Here is a 14,165-nt window from a genome sequence, read left to right on the forward strand (position 1 = left end):
TATAGAATTTTAATACAAAAACTCAATCCCGCAGGCTCGCCGTCTGCGGGATTTTTTTGTTATTTTCGTTTTTCCTACAAACGTGGGCTTGTAGAAACTTGAAGAAAATTGACAAAAAATGTAAAAAAGTATAATATTATTGTATAATAATGGAGAGTTTTGAAGGTTTTCGAAGAAAAACGAAGCTTTCCGAAGGGGAATAAAGCCATGAAAAAAGTTAAAAAGGGAAGTAACATATTAAAAGCGTTGAGCCGCGTAACGGTTGCGGCACTTATGGCTCTTGTCGCGTTTATGGCGTTCGCGTGCTCCGACGCTTCGCGCGGCAACACGTCGGGCGTCGGGTCGGATTCCAACACTCCGCCCGCAATTACCGAGCCTAACGAGCCGGACGGAGAAAATCCGCCGACCGACGGCGAAGAAAAACCGTCGGAGCCTGATAAAGAGCCTGATAAAGACCCCGAAAATCCCGACGACAAAGAACCGGGAGGCGAAACTCTTCCCGACGGCGGCGACAAAGAGCCCGAACCCGACGATAAAGACCCCGAAAATCCGGGAGATAAAGAGCCCGGCGGCGATAAAGAGCCGGATAAAGAAGAACCCGACGAGCCGCAACCGCCCGAACAGGAAAAAAGCGTTTTCGAAGGAAGTTGGTACGGTTGGATTGCGGGCGACACCGAATGCGAATATACGTTGAACATAGACGCCGACGGCAATTTAACGGAAGGCTCAGTTTATATAACCGAAACATTAGACGTTCAAACAACCGACATTTACGCAAATTGCGAAGCGTCGGAGACTGACGGCGTGCTTACTATTACCGACCGCGAGGACGGGAATAAAAACGCTACTTTTTGTTATGCGGACGGAAAAATAGAAGCTACGGGTTTTTCGGGCGAAACTCTTAGCCTTATTAAAGACGCGACTAACACCAAAAGCGAAGTGTTGGCGCGGCTCGAAGGGACGTATGTGGGAAACGACTTCGACGAAGACGGGCAAGAATTTAACTATGTTCTTACTTTCGATTCGAAGGGCGTTTGCTCTCCGCAAGACGATTCTTACGAACTTTATTCGGTGAGAATAGTAAACGGGGTAATTACCGTTGACGATTTTGATAAATTATACGAGCTTATGTTCGATTACGATAACCGTACTTTAACTTTCGTAAGTTCGCCTGCGGGAGTTCAAACAGTTCTCGAACGCGAAGTTCTTGCCGTGCCTCCCGACGCGTTTGTCGGTTTGTGGAAAAGCAAGGAAGCGGGCGACTCGGTTGCATACGAACTTGCGCTGAACAAGGACGGCTCTTTTTCGCTGTTCAAAATTTACGACAACGAAAAAGAGGATATAAGCGACAGATATTTTATTACATACGATAGAACTACGGTTTACATAACGGGAAAAGACGAGTCTTACAGCAGCGTAAAGCTTGTGTATGACGAATTTTCTGATAAATTTGTTATGTTACCTGATTTTACGGGAGAAGAATCATTGTTCGAGCGGGTTTAAAGATTTATAAAAATATTGTGAAATTTTTAGTTCATATCGTTTGACAATAGTATTATATGTTAAAAAACGCATAAGTAAAGCAAGCGGAATCGGTATTTGGACTGTGCCGATACCGCTTGCAATATTTAATTAAAATCTAATCTTATAAATATTGACTGAAATTGCGAGTTGGGAGTAAAATAAAAGCATAAACACCGATTACGGAGAATGTGATATGGCGAAAAAAGTTGTTCAAACCGACAACATAGTTGCGAGCGGAAAAGGAACGACAAAAACGCAAAACGGAAAAGCTCCCGTTAAAAAGAAAAAACACGGTTGTAGGAATTGTTTTATTACGATTCTCGTTTTCATTTTGGTTATAGGAGTCGCGGGATATTTTACCGCCGACTTTTTCACGCGCAAATATATAGACATGAGCTTATCGAGTTGCTTTGGCGTATTGCGCGATTTGCGTTCGGTAAAGCCGAGCAAGATTGTAACCAACGGTTACGGCGACAACGACTACAAACGGTTTAACACCGAGCTTAAACAACAGCTGTTTTTGAAAAGCGACGTTGATTTCGGTTCGGATAAGCTTATCGCCTCGATTATAGACAATATACAAGAAGACGGGGAAGAGGGAGGAGAAACCGAAAATTCCGACTCCGAAAGTTTGCTTGCGCGCTCTGCGGGCGCGCTCGGCGCGGGGCTTGATACGAGCGGATTTTTAACCGAGCTTACCGAACTTTACGTCCGCGAAAATATGGACGCCGTAAGACTTGCGGGCTACAATGCCGCCGAACATTCCGATTACGTTATGCACATATCCGACAAAATGCTTGCGTCGGCTGTGAACAAAGCGATAAATTCGGTTGGAAAGTTAGACGCCATATCCGAAATGCTCGACGAATTCAACGTTGAAAAATTGAGCGATATTGCAAGCGTGGAGCAAATAATATTCGGCGAACACAAAGGAGTGAAAGACGGCGCGGAAACCGACATTAAGGCTTTCACCGCAACGCTTTCGGTGAACTTGCGCGCTGTGGCCAATTCGCTCTTAAAGGAAAAAACGGGCAAAGACCTCAGCTTTGTAAGTAAGTTGTTTTTGCCTAAGCGTTTCTATGTTACGGTGGTAGTGCCGCTTGAAACAGGCGCAAGCATAGAAAACGCCGTGTATTTGAACAATATGAGCGACGCGAAAATGAACCGCGCCTATAAACTCATAGACAACGTTACGGCGGCTGCGGGAAGCAAACTGAACGCCAAAGAAAAAATTTCGGGCGCTATTCTCGACTCTATGGGCGAAGTAACCGAAAACGTGAACGAAGTTTTCCCTCTTTCCGAAGCGCAAAACGGCGTTGTGGAATTCGACGTTTTCCAAAAGGTTATAGAACTCGGAAAAATCAACGAGGAGAACGGAGAACTTAAACCCGAAGAAAAGCGTTTGAACGCGAGCGATATTATAGGCACGCTTTCGGGTCTTGTTGCGAGCAGCCCCGACAACGCGATTAAAGAACAGTACGACTATTCTCATCAATATTTCGACTCGACTGCCGACAAAGTCGTGTATATCAAAACGGAAAATCCGGGCGACGCGGTGGCGGGTATGCAATGGCTTGACTACAAAGAGCTTTTCATGCGCGAACTGTCTGAAAAATATATGCTCGATTTAACTATGGGAACGCCCGACCTTTCCGACGACGTTACGTTCGACGACCTTATGCACCTTTTCGGACTGGGCGACCCGCTTAGTGAGCCGAAAGAACTCGAATTGCTCGATTTGTTCGATTCGAGCAAATTAAACGGCATTTTCGAACAAGAAAACAAAAAGGTAAACGTGGACAGCCGAATGCTCGGCGCCATTTTGCAAACGCAAATAAACAATTTAATATCGAGCGGCGGTTCGCTTGGCTCGTGCAATCCCAAGCTCGAATACGTTTACACTTACCTCACAAGCGAAAACCATGTTATGCACAACATGCTCGAAGCCGCGATTTCGGTAGACGTCCGCTCGCTATTGCCGAAAGACGCGGGCGTGTCGTCTATGGTGGCGGGGCTTGTGGGAGACAGCGCGGTAGTCACTTTTAACGTGGACGTTACGCCGAATACCGACGAGAATTTTAAATATTTAGATAGCTCTCTTTCTTATAACGGATTGAATAAAGAAAAAACCGAACTTGTGCTCAAAACCGTGTCGGCTTTTGTGAGCGATTTTAACACCGAGAAACTGTTGGAGCAGGTCGAAACGCCGATGCGCGACACAATCGGCAAAATGAACGACGTGATTTCGATTAAGCTTTGTTCGTCGGAAATAGACCTCGACGCAACGCCGTCCGAACTTCCGCCCGCAATTCAGCTTTCCGACGTGTTCGAAACGGTTAAAAACATGTTGTTTAAAGACGACGAGAACATAACCGCGCAGGGAATAGAAAACGTTTTAAAAAGCATAGACGCGGTGAACGGCACGAACTTCGAACAAGAATATCTTAAAAACGTCAGCCTTTCCGCCGATTATAAAAGCTCGCTCGAAGAACTGTCTCGAAAATACTATATTAAAGGAAACTACGAAACGTTCGATTCTCTTTTCGGCGACGCCGGCATACTAAGCCCCGACAAGTTCGATTCCGACAAATTCGAACTTGAAAGAATGTATCACGACCCTTCCTCCGAAGAATCGCTTCGCCCGTTGTTTACCGACGGCGACATTGCCGCGCTCGTGCTCGAAAAAATGAAGAGCGAAACCGATTCGGGAAGCGAGCTTTACACTCATTTGCTTAAAGTTAAAGGCGTGAGAATAAGCAAAGGCGGAAGCGAACCCACTTTAACGGCGGTATTCGAACTCGATTCGTCGTCGCTCGTGGACTCGAACAACGCCGACGAACTGAGGCTGTTGCCCGCCGATAAAATTTACTTGCGCGCCACTGTTAAGCTTTCGTCGGTTGGATACTACAATCAATCGAACGGCGAGGAATACTTCGGCGAAGAAGAACCCGACGCGAGCTATACGCCGTTTTTCCGCACCGATATAACGCTTAACGACATGGACGCCGAAACTTATATCACCGCCGTAAACATGCTAAACAGCCTTAACAAAAACAAAGACGAAAACAGCGCGAAAGCGGTTGATTTCGAGGTCGTCGCGCGCGACATAGGGGCGGTTGTATACGGCAGAATTTCGGCAATGCAAAACTCGCTCGGCTCCGATACCGAATTCGTAGACGGCGGCGTGCGCCTCGCTTCGGTATACGGCTACATGCGCACATCGTTGCTTTCCGAAAACTCCGCCGCGTCGGCAGCTGACGTTAAAGCCGCCGTTCAAGGGCTCGTTGCCAAAAACAACGCCCTTTCGGAAAATTCCGAGCACAACTACGACGCCGAAAAAATAATAGAAAATCCGCTTAACAACGCGGTTAATTTCAAATTCGAAAACGCAAAAATTTCTATGACCGACCGTTCGTTCGGTCGCGGACTTGCGGGCGGATTTAACGTTGATTTGGGCGGCGGAATAAGCTATACTGCCCCCGCCGTGCTCGGCGACGGAAACGGCTATTCGCTTACGCAGCTCAATATTTTGAGCGGGACTCTCGGCGAAAGAAAAGAATTTTTGCAAGGGTTCGGAAAGCCTGTCGGCGAGAGCGGAACTTTTGTAGAACTTACGTTCTCGCTCGAATTGAGGCAAATAGGAACGGGCGACTTTAAAAACGCGCTTCCCGAAAACGTGAACGTAACCGTGCTGTTTTCTAAGAGCGCGAGCGGCTACGATTTCGAATATTTCCGCATAAACGAATTAAACGAGACTCGCCAAAACATTTTGTTCGAACTTGCGGGGATAGACGTTAGTCAATACGTCGAGACGCAAATTGCTAAGTGCGAAACCGCGCTCGCCGCATATTCGGGCGCCGAACTGCATTCGCTTTCGTCGGCTCCGAGCGGCGCTTATCCCGAAGGCGGCAAAGGTTATATAGAGTTTTTGCCGCAAGCATAATTAAAGATTGCGCTTGATTTATTGCGGGCGTTGTGCTATACTTTATAAGATATGATTGTTTTAAGTGCCGAGCTTAACGACTACCGCAACTACGGGCAAACGCGCGTAGAGTTCGGCGGCGGCATAAACGTGCTTTGCGGCGACAACGCGCAAGGAAAAACCAACCTTTTGGAAGCGGTTTATCTTTGCAGCGTGGGGCGTTCGCCGCGCACACCGCGCGATAAAGAACTTATAAAAAAAGGTTGCGAGCGGGGCAGAATAAAGCTTACGCAAGAAGACAGGGGCGGCTCCAACACCGTAGAAATTCTTTTAGACCGCGTGGAGAACAAGCGCGTCGCCATTAACGGTATGCCTATAACGCGCATGGGCGAGCTTATGGGCGTTGTTGCGGCGGTGTATTTTTCGCCCGACGAAATGAGAATTATAAAAGACGCGCCCGGCGACAGGCGGCGTTTTATGGACATTGCGCTTTGCCGCATGAGTAAAGCGTATTTTTACCTTTTGGGCAGATACAACAAAATTCTCGCGCAAAGAAACAGGCTTTTAAAAAGCGGAAAAGCCACCGACGACGTTTTGGACGTGTGGGACGCGCAACTTGCGTCGGAGGGAGCGAAAATCGCCAAAACCCGACGCGGCTACGTTGAACGGCTTAGCAAATACGCGAAAGAGGCTCACGAATTTTTGTCGGACGGCAAAGAAAGTTTGTGCCTCGAATACGAAGGTTTCGAGGGTAACGACGCGCAGGAAGCCGAAAAAAATTTTGCGGCGGAACTTAAAAAAAACCGCGAACGCGACAGGCAGTTTTGCTTTACTTCGTGCGGAGTGCAAAAAGACGACATTGCCGTTAAAGTGGGCGAAGTTGACGTGCGCGCCTACGGTTCGCAAGGGCAACAGCGAACGGCGGCGCTCAGCCTTAAACTTTCCGAAATGGAAATGCACTACGCTCAAAGCGGCGAATATCCCGCGCTGTTGCTCGACGACGTTTTGAGCGAACTCGACCCGTGCCGCCAACGCAAGTTAATCGAGCGGAGCAAAAAATATCAAACGATTATAACGTGCACTCATCTTCCCGCCGAAATCGAGTCGGCGCTCGGCGAATATTCGCTGTTTTCGGTAAAGTCGGGAACTGTTACTACCGTTGACAAACCGTAGCGGAATAGAGTATAATTCAACACATGAACTACGATTTGATTATAAGCGATTTCGACGGCACTCTTTTGCGGCGGGACGACACCATTTCGCCGCGCACCGTTAAGGCTATTAAAGAGTTTACGGCGTTGGGCGGGATTTTCGGACTTTCGTCGGGGCGGGCGTTTTCGTCGCTAAGGCTTAGGCTCGGCGAGCTCGGGCTGAGCGGCTCTTTCCCGGTGCTGTGCTGTCAGGGCGCTATGTCGCGCGATAGCGAAAGCGGCGAACTGTTGTATCAAATACCCATGCCCAAAGAGAGCGCCGTTGAGTTTTTGCGCAAAGCGGAGAACATGGGGCTTATGTGCCAGTTCTACACCGCCGATAAAGTTTACGCGCCGTCGCTCAACGAGAGAAACGAATATTATTTTAAACACAACCGCATTGTTCCCGAAGAAGTGGGAAAGGCGAGCGAGTTTGCCGAAAAGAACGATTTTCGGATTTTGAAAGCGCTTGCCATAATAGAGCCGAACGAACGCGAAAAAATGCTCTCGGAATTTGCGGGAATACGCGGCGTTAAAAGTTTCGCGTCGCACCCCATGCTTATAGAAGCGGTGTCGCAGTCGGCGGGCAAAGGCAACGGGCTGAAAAGTGTTTGCAAGACGCTCGGAATAAACCTCGCGCGGAGCGTTGCGCTCGGCGACGAATTGAACGACGTGGAAATGATTGAAGCGGCGGGGTTGGGCGTTGCAATGGGCAACGCGGTGAACGAGGCGAAGCGCGTTGCCGACTGCGTTACGGCGGATTGCGACGCCGACGGAGTTGCGAAAGTTATAGAAAAAGTTGTGTCGGGCGAATTGTAATTTAAGCCGCGTCCGCTGTTTAAAAGGAGAATAAAAACATGGCGAAAATCAAAAAAATGACCAAAGTGTCGCACCGCGAGGTTGAAGAACACGCAACCGATTTAAGTGTGGACGCGTTTTGCAATCAACTCAATTTGGAAGTTTTACACAAAGGGAAAAGCAACGTTATTCATTTTTCCACTTTTAACATAAACCGACCGGGATTGCAACTTGCCGACTATTACGAGCATTTCGGCTATGAGCGCGTTCAAGTTTTCGGAGAGCAGGAAATGGCGTATTTGCGCAGTATGACGCCCGCCGCGCGCCTTAGAGCTTGCGAGCGTCTTTTCGGCTACGACGTGCCGTGCGTGGTGGTGTGCGCGGCGCTCGACCCTTGCGAGGAATTGCTCGCGTGCGCCCGAAAATTCGACCGCACCGTTCTTAGAAGCAATCAACGCACAACTATGTTCATGAACGAGTTGAGCATATTTTTAAACCGTTTGCTTGCGCCCATTCAAACCATTCACGGCGTTTTAATGGACTTATACGGCGTAGGCACTCTTTTAATAGGCAAGTCGAGCATAGGTAAGTCGGAAACCGCTTTGGAGCTCATTCAACGCGGACACCGCCTTGTTGCCGACGACGCCGTTTGTATTCGCCGCGTTTCCGACCACCTTATAGGTTCGGCTCCCGGAGTTATTCGCTATTTTATGGAGCTTAGGGGCATAGGGATTATAGACGTTAGGCAAATGTACGGTTCGGGTGCCGTAAAACTCACAAAAGCTATCGACCTTGTGATTAAGCTCGAAACGTGGGACGAAGAAAAGGAATACGACCGTCTCGGAAACACCAAAGAAACGTATAACATTCTCGAAGTGGAACTTCCTATGCACACTGTGCCGGTAAAACCGGGCAGAAACCTTGCCGTAATTTTGGAAGCCGCCGCGCGTAACTACCGCCTTAAAAGCATGGGCTTTGATACTCTTGCCGAGCTCGACAGCCGCATGCGCAACCGCGACCAAGACGACGATTTGGATTTGTTTTTAGAGTTGTGATTTTTGTTGCGACGCGCCGCAACTGTTCGACTTTATTCTTTTTCTCTTATTGAAACTTTTGCGCATAACCGCAACTTTAATTTTTCCGGCTTTTTGGTCGCAAAAAGCCTTGCAAAAACGATAAGAGGGAGGGACACTTTTCGATTGTGTCCCTCCCCTCTTAACACCCCACCCCGCAACGAAAAAGGCTGCGCCTTTTATGGCTTTTATAGGTTGGAGTATTCGGAACGCAATCGTTTTCTTATTTTGTTTCGGTTTTTATTCCCGTAACCGTTAAGAGGGGTTAAGGGGCGGAGCCCTTTATCGTTGCGAGGGGGCTCTGCAAGGGGGAACACAGCCGAAAGTGTTCCCCCTGCACGCTTTTTCGCCTAAGCCTTTTTGGCGCTCAAAAAGGCTGGAGTGCCCCGTTGCGCGCAAGCAATAATCCTTCTCCGCAAATTATTCCGTAAACTTTCTTGCCGCAATGTCTATTGTGCCGGCGCCGCAAAAAACTATTACCGACGCTTTTTCGGCGAGGGCGGCGGCGGCTTCGTTCAGTTCGAAAAAGGTGGGGTAACAGCGCGCGTAGCGTCCGCAATCCAAAATCTTGCGGCACAGCAGCTGCGAGCTGACTCCTTTTTTCGGCGCCTCGCGCGCGGCGTATACGTCGGCAAGCAAAATGTCGTCGGCAAGCATGAGAGAGTCGGCAAACTCGTTTAAAAGCGACTCGGTGCGCGAATATGTGTGCGGTTCGAACGCAACCGCAATGCGCGAATATCCCGACTCGCGCAAACATTCGAGCATGCTTTGTATTTCGTGCGGGTGGTGCGCGTAATCCGAAAACACGTCGGCGTTGCCCGACGTTCCCAAATATTCGAGCCTGCGCCCAACTCCCGTAAAGCTTTCCAAGCCGCGTTTGATTTCGGAAAAGGGAAGCCCTGCGGCGGCGGATGCGGCAATGGCGGCAACCGCGTTTAAAACGTTGTGACGCCCCATAACTTTCAGCCGTATTTCGCCGAGCGGCTTTCCCGCGCGGGTGGCGAAAAAAGCTATTCCGCCGCGAAACGGCGTAATATTTACGGCGCGAAACTCGCAACGCTCGCTAAGCCCGAACGTTATATATTTGCCTTTTCGAAGCGGGGCGCTCGCCTCGTCGTCGCCGTTCACAATGCGCACGGGCGCGCTACGCGAAAAAACCTCGAACGCGCTCGTTATGTCGGCAATGTCGCGGTAATAGTCGGTATGGTCGAGCTCCACGTTTAGCACAACCGAAATTTTGGGAAGAATATGCAAAAAGTTTCGGCGGTATTCGCAAGCTTCGGTTATGAAAAAACGTTTGCCGCCCACATGCCCGCATTCTCCGCCGTATTCTCCGCCGAGATGAACTGTGGGGTTGTGCGGCGCGAAAATACAGCCGAGCATTGCGGTTGTCGTCGTTTTTCCGTGACTGCCGGCAACCGCTACGGTTAAAGAATATTGCGAGCTGATTTGTCCCAAATATTCGGCGCGCGACATAACTTGCAAACCGTGTTCGCGCGCATATGTAAGTTCGGGGTTGTTTTGCGGAATAGCCGACGAATACACTACCGTGTCGGCTCCGTAAACAAATTTTTCGTCGTGCCCGTTAAGCGCGCTGTCCGAACCCGAAGTTTGGGCGCCGTTCGCTTCCGAAAGTTTTCGCAGCACTTTCATGCTTGCGCCTTCGCAACCAATAAAATGAATCCTCATACTCCTACTTTATTCCCGAGCGTCGAAAAAGTTACTTCTTTGCCTTTTTAAAACGTTTTATTGCGGTGCTGCAAACTTGCGGCTAAACTTTAAAATAATTCGGTTTAACGGTAAAAAACGCGAAAAAACGGTTCAAATATTACATTTTATGTAAAAAAAGTTTCACAAAATGCAAAAAAGCTATTGCAAAAAGCCGAAATATGTTGTATACTATTAACAGTACAATAATTTTTTATAGCTTAGGGGTTGAAAGGAATGAACATAACGGAAGTACGCATCAGGTTGGTAAAATCGGACGAAGGTAAACTGAAAGGAGTTGCGTCTATAACGATAGACGATTGCTTTGTTGTGCACGACGTGAAAATAATAGAGGGCTCCGACGACTATTTTATTGCAATGCCGAGCAAAAAGACGCCCACAGGCGAGTTTAAAGATATTGTGCATCCTTTAAACACCGAAACGCGCGAATTGCTCAGAACCACGATTCTCGCCGAGTTCGAAAAAGCCAAAAGGCAGGCGGAACAGCAAGCGGGATAAAAAAGTTCGGTTTTCTTCAAAAAACTTACGCTTAATATTTTTGCCCGATTATGCTTTGCGACGTAAAGCCGCAAATGTATTGTCCGTTTTCGAAAAACGTAAGTTTTATTTAAAAATTATGCGAAAATTCCTCTTGCAATAAAAGTGAGAGGTTTTTTACATTCAATTGTGGGGATTTAGACATTTTTCCAAATTTTTCCTGTAAATAATTGAAAATTTTTAATTTACATGTTAAAATAAATATCAATATGGAGTCAACCGATTATATAAATCTTTTTAATAGAATAAAAAAGGGAGATGATAATGCGTTCGAAGAGTTGTTAGATGCGGTCGGTCCGATACTTTTCAATATAGCTTTTAAAGTTTTGCACGACAAAATGTATGCGCAAAACGCCGTTTCCGAAACATACAAAGCGCTGTTGGAAAATATAGATAGAATTTACAAACCTAATTCGCTCAAAGGTTGGCTTAAAACAACGGCGCGCAGAAAAGCTCTCGACATAATGTATAACAATAAAAAGGTTTTAATTATAGAGGATAAAGATTTGGAAAGTTGTATTAACAGAAAGAGTTACGAACCCGATTTTGTGGAACGTGTGCATATTAACAGCTGTTTGGCTAAGCTTTCGAACGAAGAATATCAAGCGTTAATGCTTAACGTTATTGAGGAAAAGCCGTGCAAAGAAATAGCTAAGGTTTTAAAAGTGAAATGCTATAAAGCGCAACACATTTTAAGAAGTGCAAAAGAAAATTTCGAAAAATTTTACAAAGAGTAGTAAAAAAAGTCTTCGTAAAAACGTCTATATATATGTACCAAAATTACGGAGGCAAAAATGAAAACACAAACGATTAAAAAAGGGCTCATTTCTTTGGCGCTATGCTTATGCTTCGCGCTCGCGGCGTTGGTTCCCGCAATGGGTGTGGCGCACGCCAAAAGCGCGGCAAACCAAGACCCGACCGACTATTTAATTCAGACGCTTGCGGCTATGGATATAGAGGGCGAAAACTTTGTTGCCGACGCCACATATTCCCACGACCTGACCCCCAATGGACTCGAATACGTTTTTTCGGCTAACGGCGAAAACGGCTACGCGCTTATGCTCCGCGAAGAGGACGCTTTTGGCGACGTATATTACGACATAACCGAACTGTTCTTCGATTGCGATTCTCCCTTTGCAAACGCGACGGGCAAGAAAATATACATAGCTATGTTCACTTACTTTGAGCACCGCGACGGGCAATTCTTCGATTTAACTTCGAACAACGTTTTAACGCCCGAGCAAATCGCCGAGTTGGGGAAAGACAGATTTAATTACTTCGGAGGCACTACCCCTACCGATGTAAATGAAGAAATCGCGTATGCAAAGCGCAATAACTCATCTTATGATTTCCCCAACGGGTTGCCGAGTTATGGGTCGGCTAAAGTAAATTCGTGCGGACCTTCTTCGGGCGCAATCGTTATAGGATACTATGATTATTTTTTTCCTAACCTTGTTCCCGATTACAGCACAACTTATATTTTAAATAACAGAGTGCGTTATTATCCGCAAGATACTGAAATCAATACGCTTATAGAAAGCACGCTTTATTCGGATATGAGCGCAAGTAACGGCGTGACTTTTTCAAGCTATAAAGAGGGACTTCAAAAGTATGTAAACAGAAACGGATATTCGGTTAGCTACACAAGCGTAATGTCGGGCTCAAGTTTTGATTATTCGGCTTTTAAAAGCAAAATTGCGGAAGCTCAACCCGTTGTGTTTTTCTTAAATACTTTTAATTTGACGACGGGACCGTTGGGTTATAATAATACGGATAGAGTTCTTATGCACTATTACACTTCAACTCATGTAATGACGGGTTACGGGTATAGACAAGTAGAATACTATAACGCGAACAACGTTATTTTCCGTATAGACAATTATGTATCCGTTTCTTCCGCATTGTCACCTAAAATAGGATATATGAGACTTAACGACAATATGAAAATAGACCATGCGATTGCAGTAGATATTTATTAAAGGAATAGGTATGGACGATAAGTTTATTAAAGAAAAGTTAGACTTGGTAGCGAGAGACGACGAGCTAATCGAAGAGCCTGTGCCCGACTCGCTTAAAGCGCTCAACAAACAGTATGCGCAAATATTTGCCGAGCGGCAAAACAAAAAACAGACAACTCGGCGTCGCTATCTTGTTCCCGTTTTTTCTTCGGTTGCGGCTGCGGTTTTGGTATGCGTGGCGCTGCTCTGCTTTTCTTTTTTCCATAAGCCTGAGGGGGATACTCTTTATGGTTCGGACTTTAAATATACAGAAGAGAAAGTTTCTTATGAACAAATCATGGAGGAATATGATATTCTTTTATATTCTACGGGGCACAATATATCAGATGCATATATTACAAAAAACAATTCATTAAATAAAATAGTTAGCATAACTATAACGTATCAATTATCTGACGGCGAATTGCAACTAACTGCTTTAATAGACCCCGATTATAAATATTCGGAAGCCGATTCTTATAGCTACTTACCGAATAGCGCTTCGAACGATTTATTCGAGTTTAAATATTTGATTTTCCCCGAAGATAATACCGCCTTAGCCATGTGCGAATATAATAACCGAACTTACTACTTCCGCTATTCGTCCCCTTATCCCGAAGACATAACAATTATAATGAATGATATGAAAGCATAATCGAAAGCCGTCGGTATTACCGACGGCTTTTTGTTTGCTCAAAATTGCATAGAACTCTTGACAAATAACGATAATATAATTATAATATAATTATGAGTGAAATAGTTTTTCAGTGGGACGAAAACAAAAACGTTACCAACAAGAAAAAGCACGGTATATCGTTTGAAGAAGCTCAAACTGTTTTCTATGACGAAGAAGCTCTTTTAATAGACGACCCCGAACATTCCAAAGACGAAGAACGTTTTATAATTTAGCAATAGGGCGAATATGCTTGTTGTGTGCCATTGTTATCGAGAAAACGAGACTGTTATACGAATAATATCGGCAAGAAAGGCAACTAAGAACGAAGCAAAACAATATATAAAATAGGAGAGTAAAAACAATGAAAGAAGAATACGATTTTACGAATGCAAGAAAAAATCCGTATACGGGAAAATTAAAACAGCAAATCACAATCAATATCGATACCGAAACGGTTGCGTATTTTAAGTCTATGTCTGAAAATTCGGGCATACCGTATCAAATGCTTATTAACTTATATTTGGCGGATTGCGTAAAAAACAATAAGCAATTATCTTTGGCGTGGAAATAATGTGCGGAATTTCGGGTTATAGAAAAAGAACGCCGCAAAGCGTTCTTTTTTAGTGGTTGCGGGAGTAGGACTCGTCAATGCGCCGTAGGCGGATTCACGGAGCGAAGCGAAGTTACACTACGACCTTCGGGTTATACTCGCCTACGGCT

The 14,165-nt window shown here is 46.0% G+C and carries 13 protein-coding genes; 12 read left to right on the plus strand and 1 reads right to left on the minus strand.

The annotated features are described in order from the left end of the window. The first annotated feature begins 207 nt into the window (after nt 1-207). The 5 genes from NFR62_RS06730 (at nt 208) to hprK (ending at nt 8,489) form a co-directional block, all read left to right on the plus strand. The gene (locus tag NFR62_RS06730; RefSeq protein WP_251616453.1) at nt 208-1,503 is read left to right on the plus strand and encodes an ICP22 family protein; all 1,296 of its coding nucleotides are present in this window, start codon (nt 208-210) and stop codon (nt 1,501-1,503) included. Nucleotides 1,504-1,717: 214 nt separating this feature from the next. Beyond that, nucleotides 1,718-5,467 (plus strand): hypothetical protein, encoded by a 3,750-nt coding sequence (locus tag NFR62_RS06735; protein ID WP_251616457.1) that lies wholly within the window; start codon nt 1,718-1,720, stop codon nt 5,465-5,467. Nucleotides 5,468-5,518: 51 nt separating this feature from the next. Then, entirely contained in the window at nt 5,519-6,619 is a 1,101-nt protein-coding gene (gene recF, locus NFR62_RS06740) for a DNA replication/repair protein RecF (protein WP_251616459.1), read from the plus strand. 23 nt (nt 6,620-6,642) lie between these two features. Further along, complete coding sequence (locus NFR62_RS06745; RefSeq protein WP_251616461.1) at nt 6,643-7,455, plus strand: HAD family hydrolase; 813 nt, start codon at nt 6,643-6,645, stop codon at nt 7,453-7,455. Nucleotides 7,456-7,493: 38 nt separating this feature from the next. Next, a complete protein-coding gene (gene hprK / locus NFR62_RS06750; protein ID WP_251616463.1) occupies nt 7,494-8,489 on the plus strand; it encodes an HPr(Ser) kinase/phosphatase in 996 nt (331 codons plus the stop codon). A gap of 438 nt (nt 8,490-8,927) precedes the next feature. Here the strand turns inward: hprK and NFR62_RS06755 are convergent, their stop codons facing one another. Next, a complete protein-coding gene (locus NFR62_RS06755) occupies nt 8,928-10,196 on the minus strand; it encodes a UDP-N-acetylmuramate--L-alanine ligase (RefSeq protein ID WP_251616465.1) in 1,269 nt (422 codons plus the stop codon). Between the two features lie 255 nt (nt 10,197-10,451). On the opposite strand from NFR62_RS06755, the gene spoVG reads away from it, so the two are divergent. From spoVG to NFR62_RS06785, 7 genes are all read left to right on the plus strand, one after another. Continuing rightward, entirely contained in the window at nt 10,452-10,733 is a 282-nt protein-coding gene (gene spoVG, locus NFR62_RS06760; protein WP_251616478.1) for a septation regulator SpoVG, read from the plus strand. 248 nt (nt 10,734-10,981) lie between these two features. Beyond that, nucleotides 10,982-11,509, plus strand: coding sequence for an RNA polymerase sigma factor (locus tag NFR62_RS06765; protein ID WP_251616481.1), 528 nt, complete (start codon nt 10,982-10,984; stop codon nt 11,507-11,509). 57 nt (nt 11,510-11,566) lie between these two features. Beyond that, nucleotides 11,567-12,751 (plus strand): hypothetical protein, encoded by a 1,185-nt coding sequence (locus tag NFR62_RS06770; protein WP_251616484.1) that lies wholly within the window; start codon nt 11,567-11,569, stop codon nt 12,749-12,751. Nucleotides 12,752-12,761: 10 nt separating this feature from the next. Continuing rightward, on the plus strand, nt 12,762-13,424 hold the full coding sequence (locus NFR62_RS06775; protein ID WP_251616487.1) for a hypothetical protein: 663 nt from the start codon (nt 12,762-12,764) through the stop codon (nt 13,422-13,424). Nucleotides 13,425-13,516: 92 nt separating this feature from the next. Next, nucleotides 13,517-13,678 carry a BrnT family toxin gene (locus tag NFR62_RS10175; protein ID WP_338049898.1) on the plus strand — a complete coding sequence of 54 codons (162 nt, stop codon included), beginning with the start codon at nt 13,517-13,519 and terminating at the stop codon, nt 13,676-13,678. 13 nt (nt 13,679-13,691) lie between these two features. Beyond that, nucleotides 13,692-13,793: a BrnT family toxin gene (locus tag NFR62_RS10180; protein WP_338049899.1), complete on the plus strand. Its 102-nt coding sequence runs from the start codon at nt 13,692-13,694 to the stop codon at nt 13,791-13,793. Between the two features lie 13 nt (nt 13,794-13,806). Continuing rightward, the gene (locus NFR62_RS06785; protein WP_251616490.1) at nt 13,807-14,016 is read left to right on the plus strand and encodes a BrnA antitoxin family protein; all 210 of its coding nucleotides are present in this window, start codon (nt 13,807-13,809) and stop codon (nt 14,014-14,016) included. Nucleotides 14,017-14,165 lie beyond the last annotated feature (149 nt).

It is taken from the genome of Pumilibacter muris (assembly GCF_943193045.1).
Taxonomy (GTDB): Bacteria; Bacillota; Clostridia; order Christensenellales; family Pumilibacteraceae; genus Pumilibacter; species Pumilibacter muris.

What these genes read in the sequence shown, in the direction of transcription:
- recF (WP_251616459.1), top strand. Translation starts at nt 5,519, where the DNA reads ATGATTGTTTTAAGTGCCGAGCTTAACGACTACCGCAACTACGGGCAA.
- hprK (WP_251616463.1), top strand. Translation starts at nt 7,494, where the DNA reads ATGGCGAAAATCAAAAAAATGACCAAAGTGTCGCACCGCGAGGTTGAA.
- NFR62_RS06735 (WP_251616457.1), top strand. Translation starts at nt 1,718, where the DNA reads ATGGCGAAAAAAGTTGTTCAAACCGACAACATAGTTGCGAGCGGAAAA.
- NFR62_RS06765 (WP_251616481.1), top strand. Translation starts at nt 10,982, where the DNA reads ATGGAGTCAACCGATTATATAAATCTTTTTAATAGAATAAAAAAGGGA.
- NFR62_RS06745 (WP_251616461.1), top strand. Translation starts at nt 6,643, where the DNA reads ATGAACTACGATTTGATTATAAGCGATTTCGACGGCACTCTTTTGCGG.
- NFR62_RS06730 (WP_251616453.1), top strand. Translation starts at nt 208, where the DNA reads ATGAAAAAAGTTAAAAAGGGAAGTAACATATTAAAAGCGTTGAGCCGC.
- NFR62_RS06755 (WP_251616465.1), bottom strand. Translation starts at nt 10,196, where the DNA reads ATGAGGATTCATTTTATTGGTTGCGAAGGCGCAAGCATGAAAGTGCTG.
- NFR62_RS10175 (WP_338049898.1), top strand. Translation starts at nt 13,517, where the DNA reads ATGAGTGAAATAGTTTTTCAGTGGGACGAAAACAAAAACGTTACCAAC.
- NFR62_RS10180 (WP_338049899.1), top strand. Translation starts at nt 13,692, where the DNA reads ATGCTTGTTGTGTGCCATTGTTATCGAGAAAACGAGACTGTTATACGA.
- spoVG (WP_251616478.1), top strand. Translation starts at nt 10,452, where the DNA reads ATGAACATAACGGAAGTACGCATCAGGTTGGTAAAATCGGACGAAGGT.
- NFR62_RS06785 (WP_251616490.1), top strand. Translation starts at nt 13,807, where the DNA reads ATGAAAGAAGAATACGATTTTACGAATGCAAGAAAAAATCCGTATACG.
- NFR62_RS06775 (WP_251616487.1), top strand. Translation starts at nt 12,762, where the DNA reads ATGGACGATAAGTTTATTAAAGAAAAGTTAGACTTGGTAGCGAGAGAC.
- NFR62_RS06770 (WP_251616484.1), top strand. Translation starts at nt 11,567, where the DNA reads ATGAAAACACAAACGATTAAAAAAGGGCTCATTTCTTTGGCGCTATGC.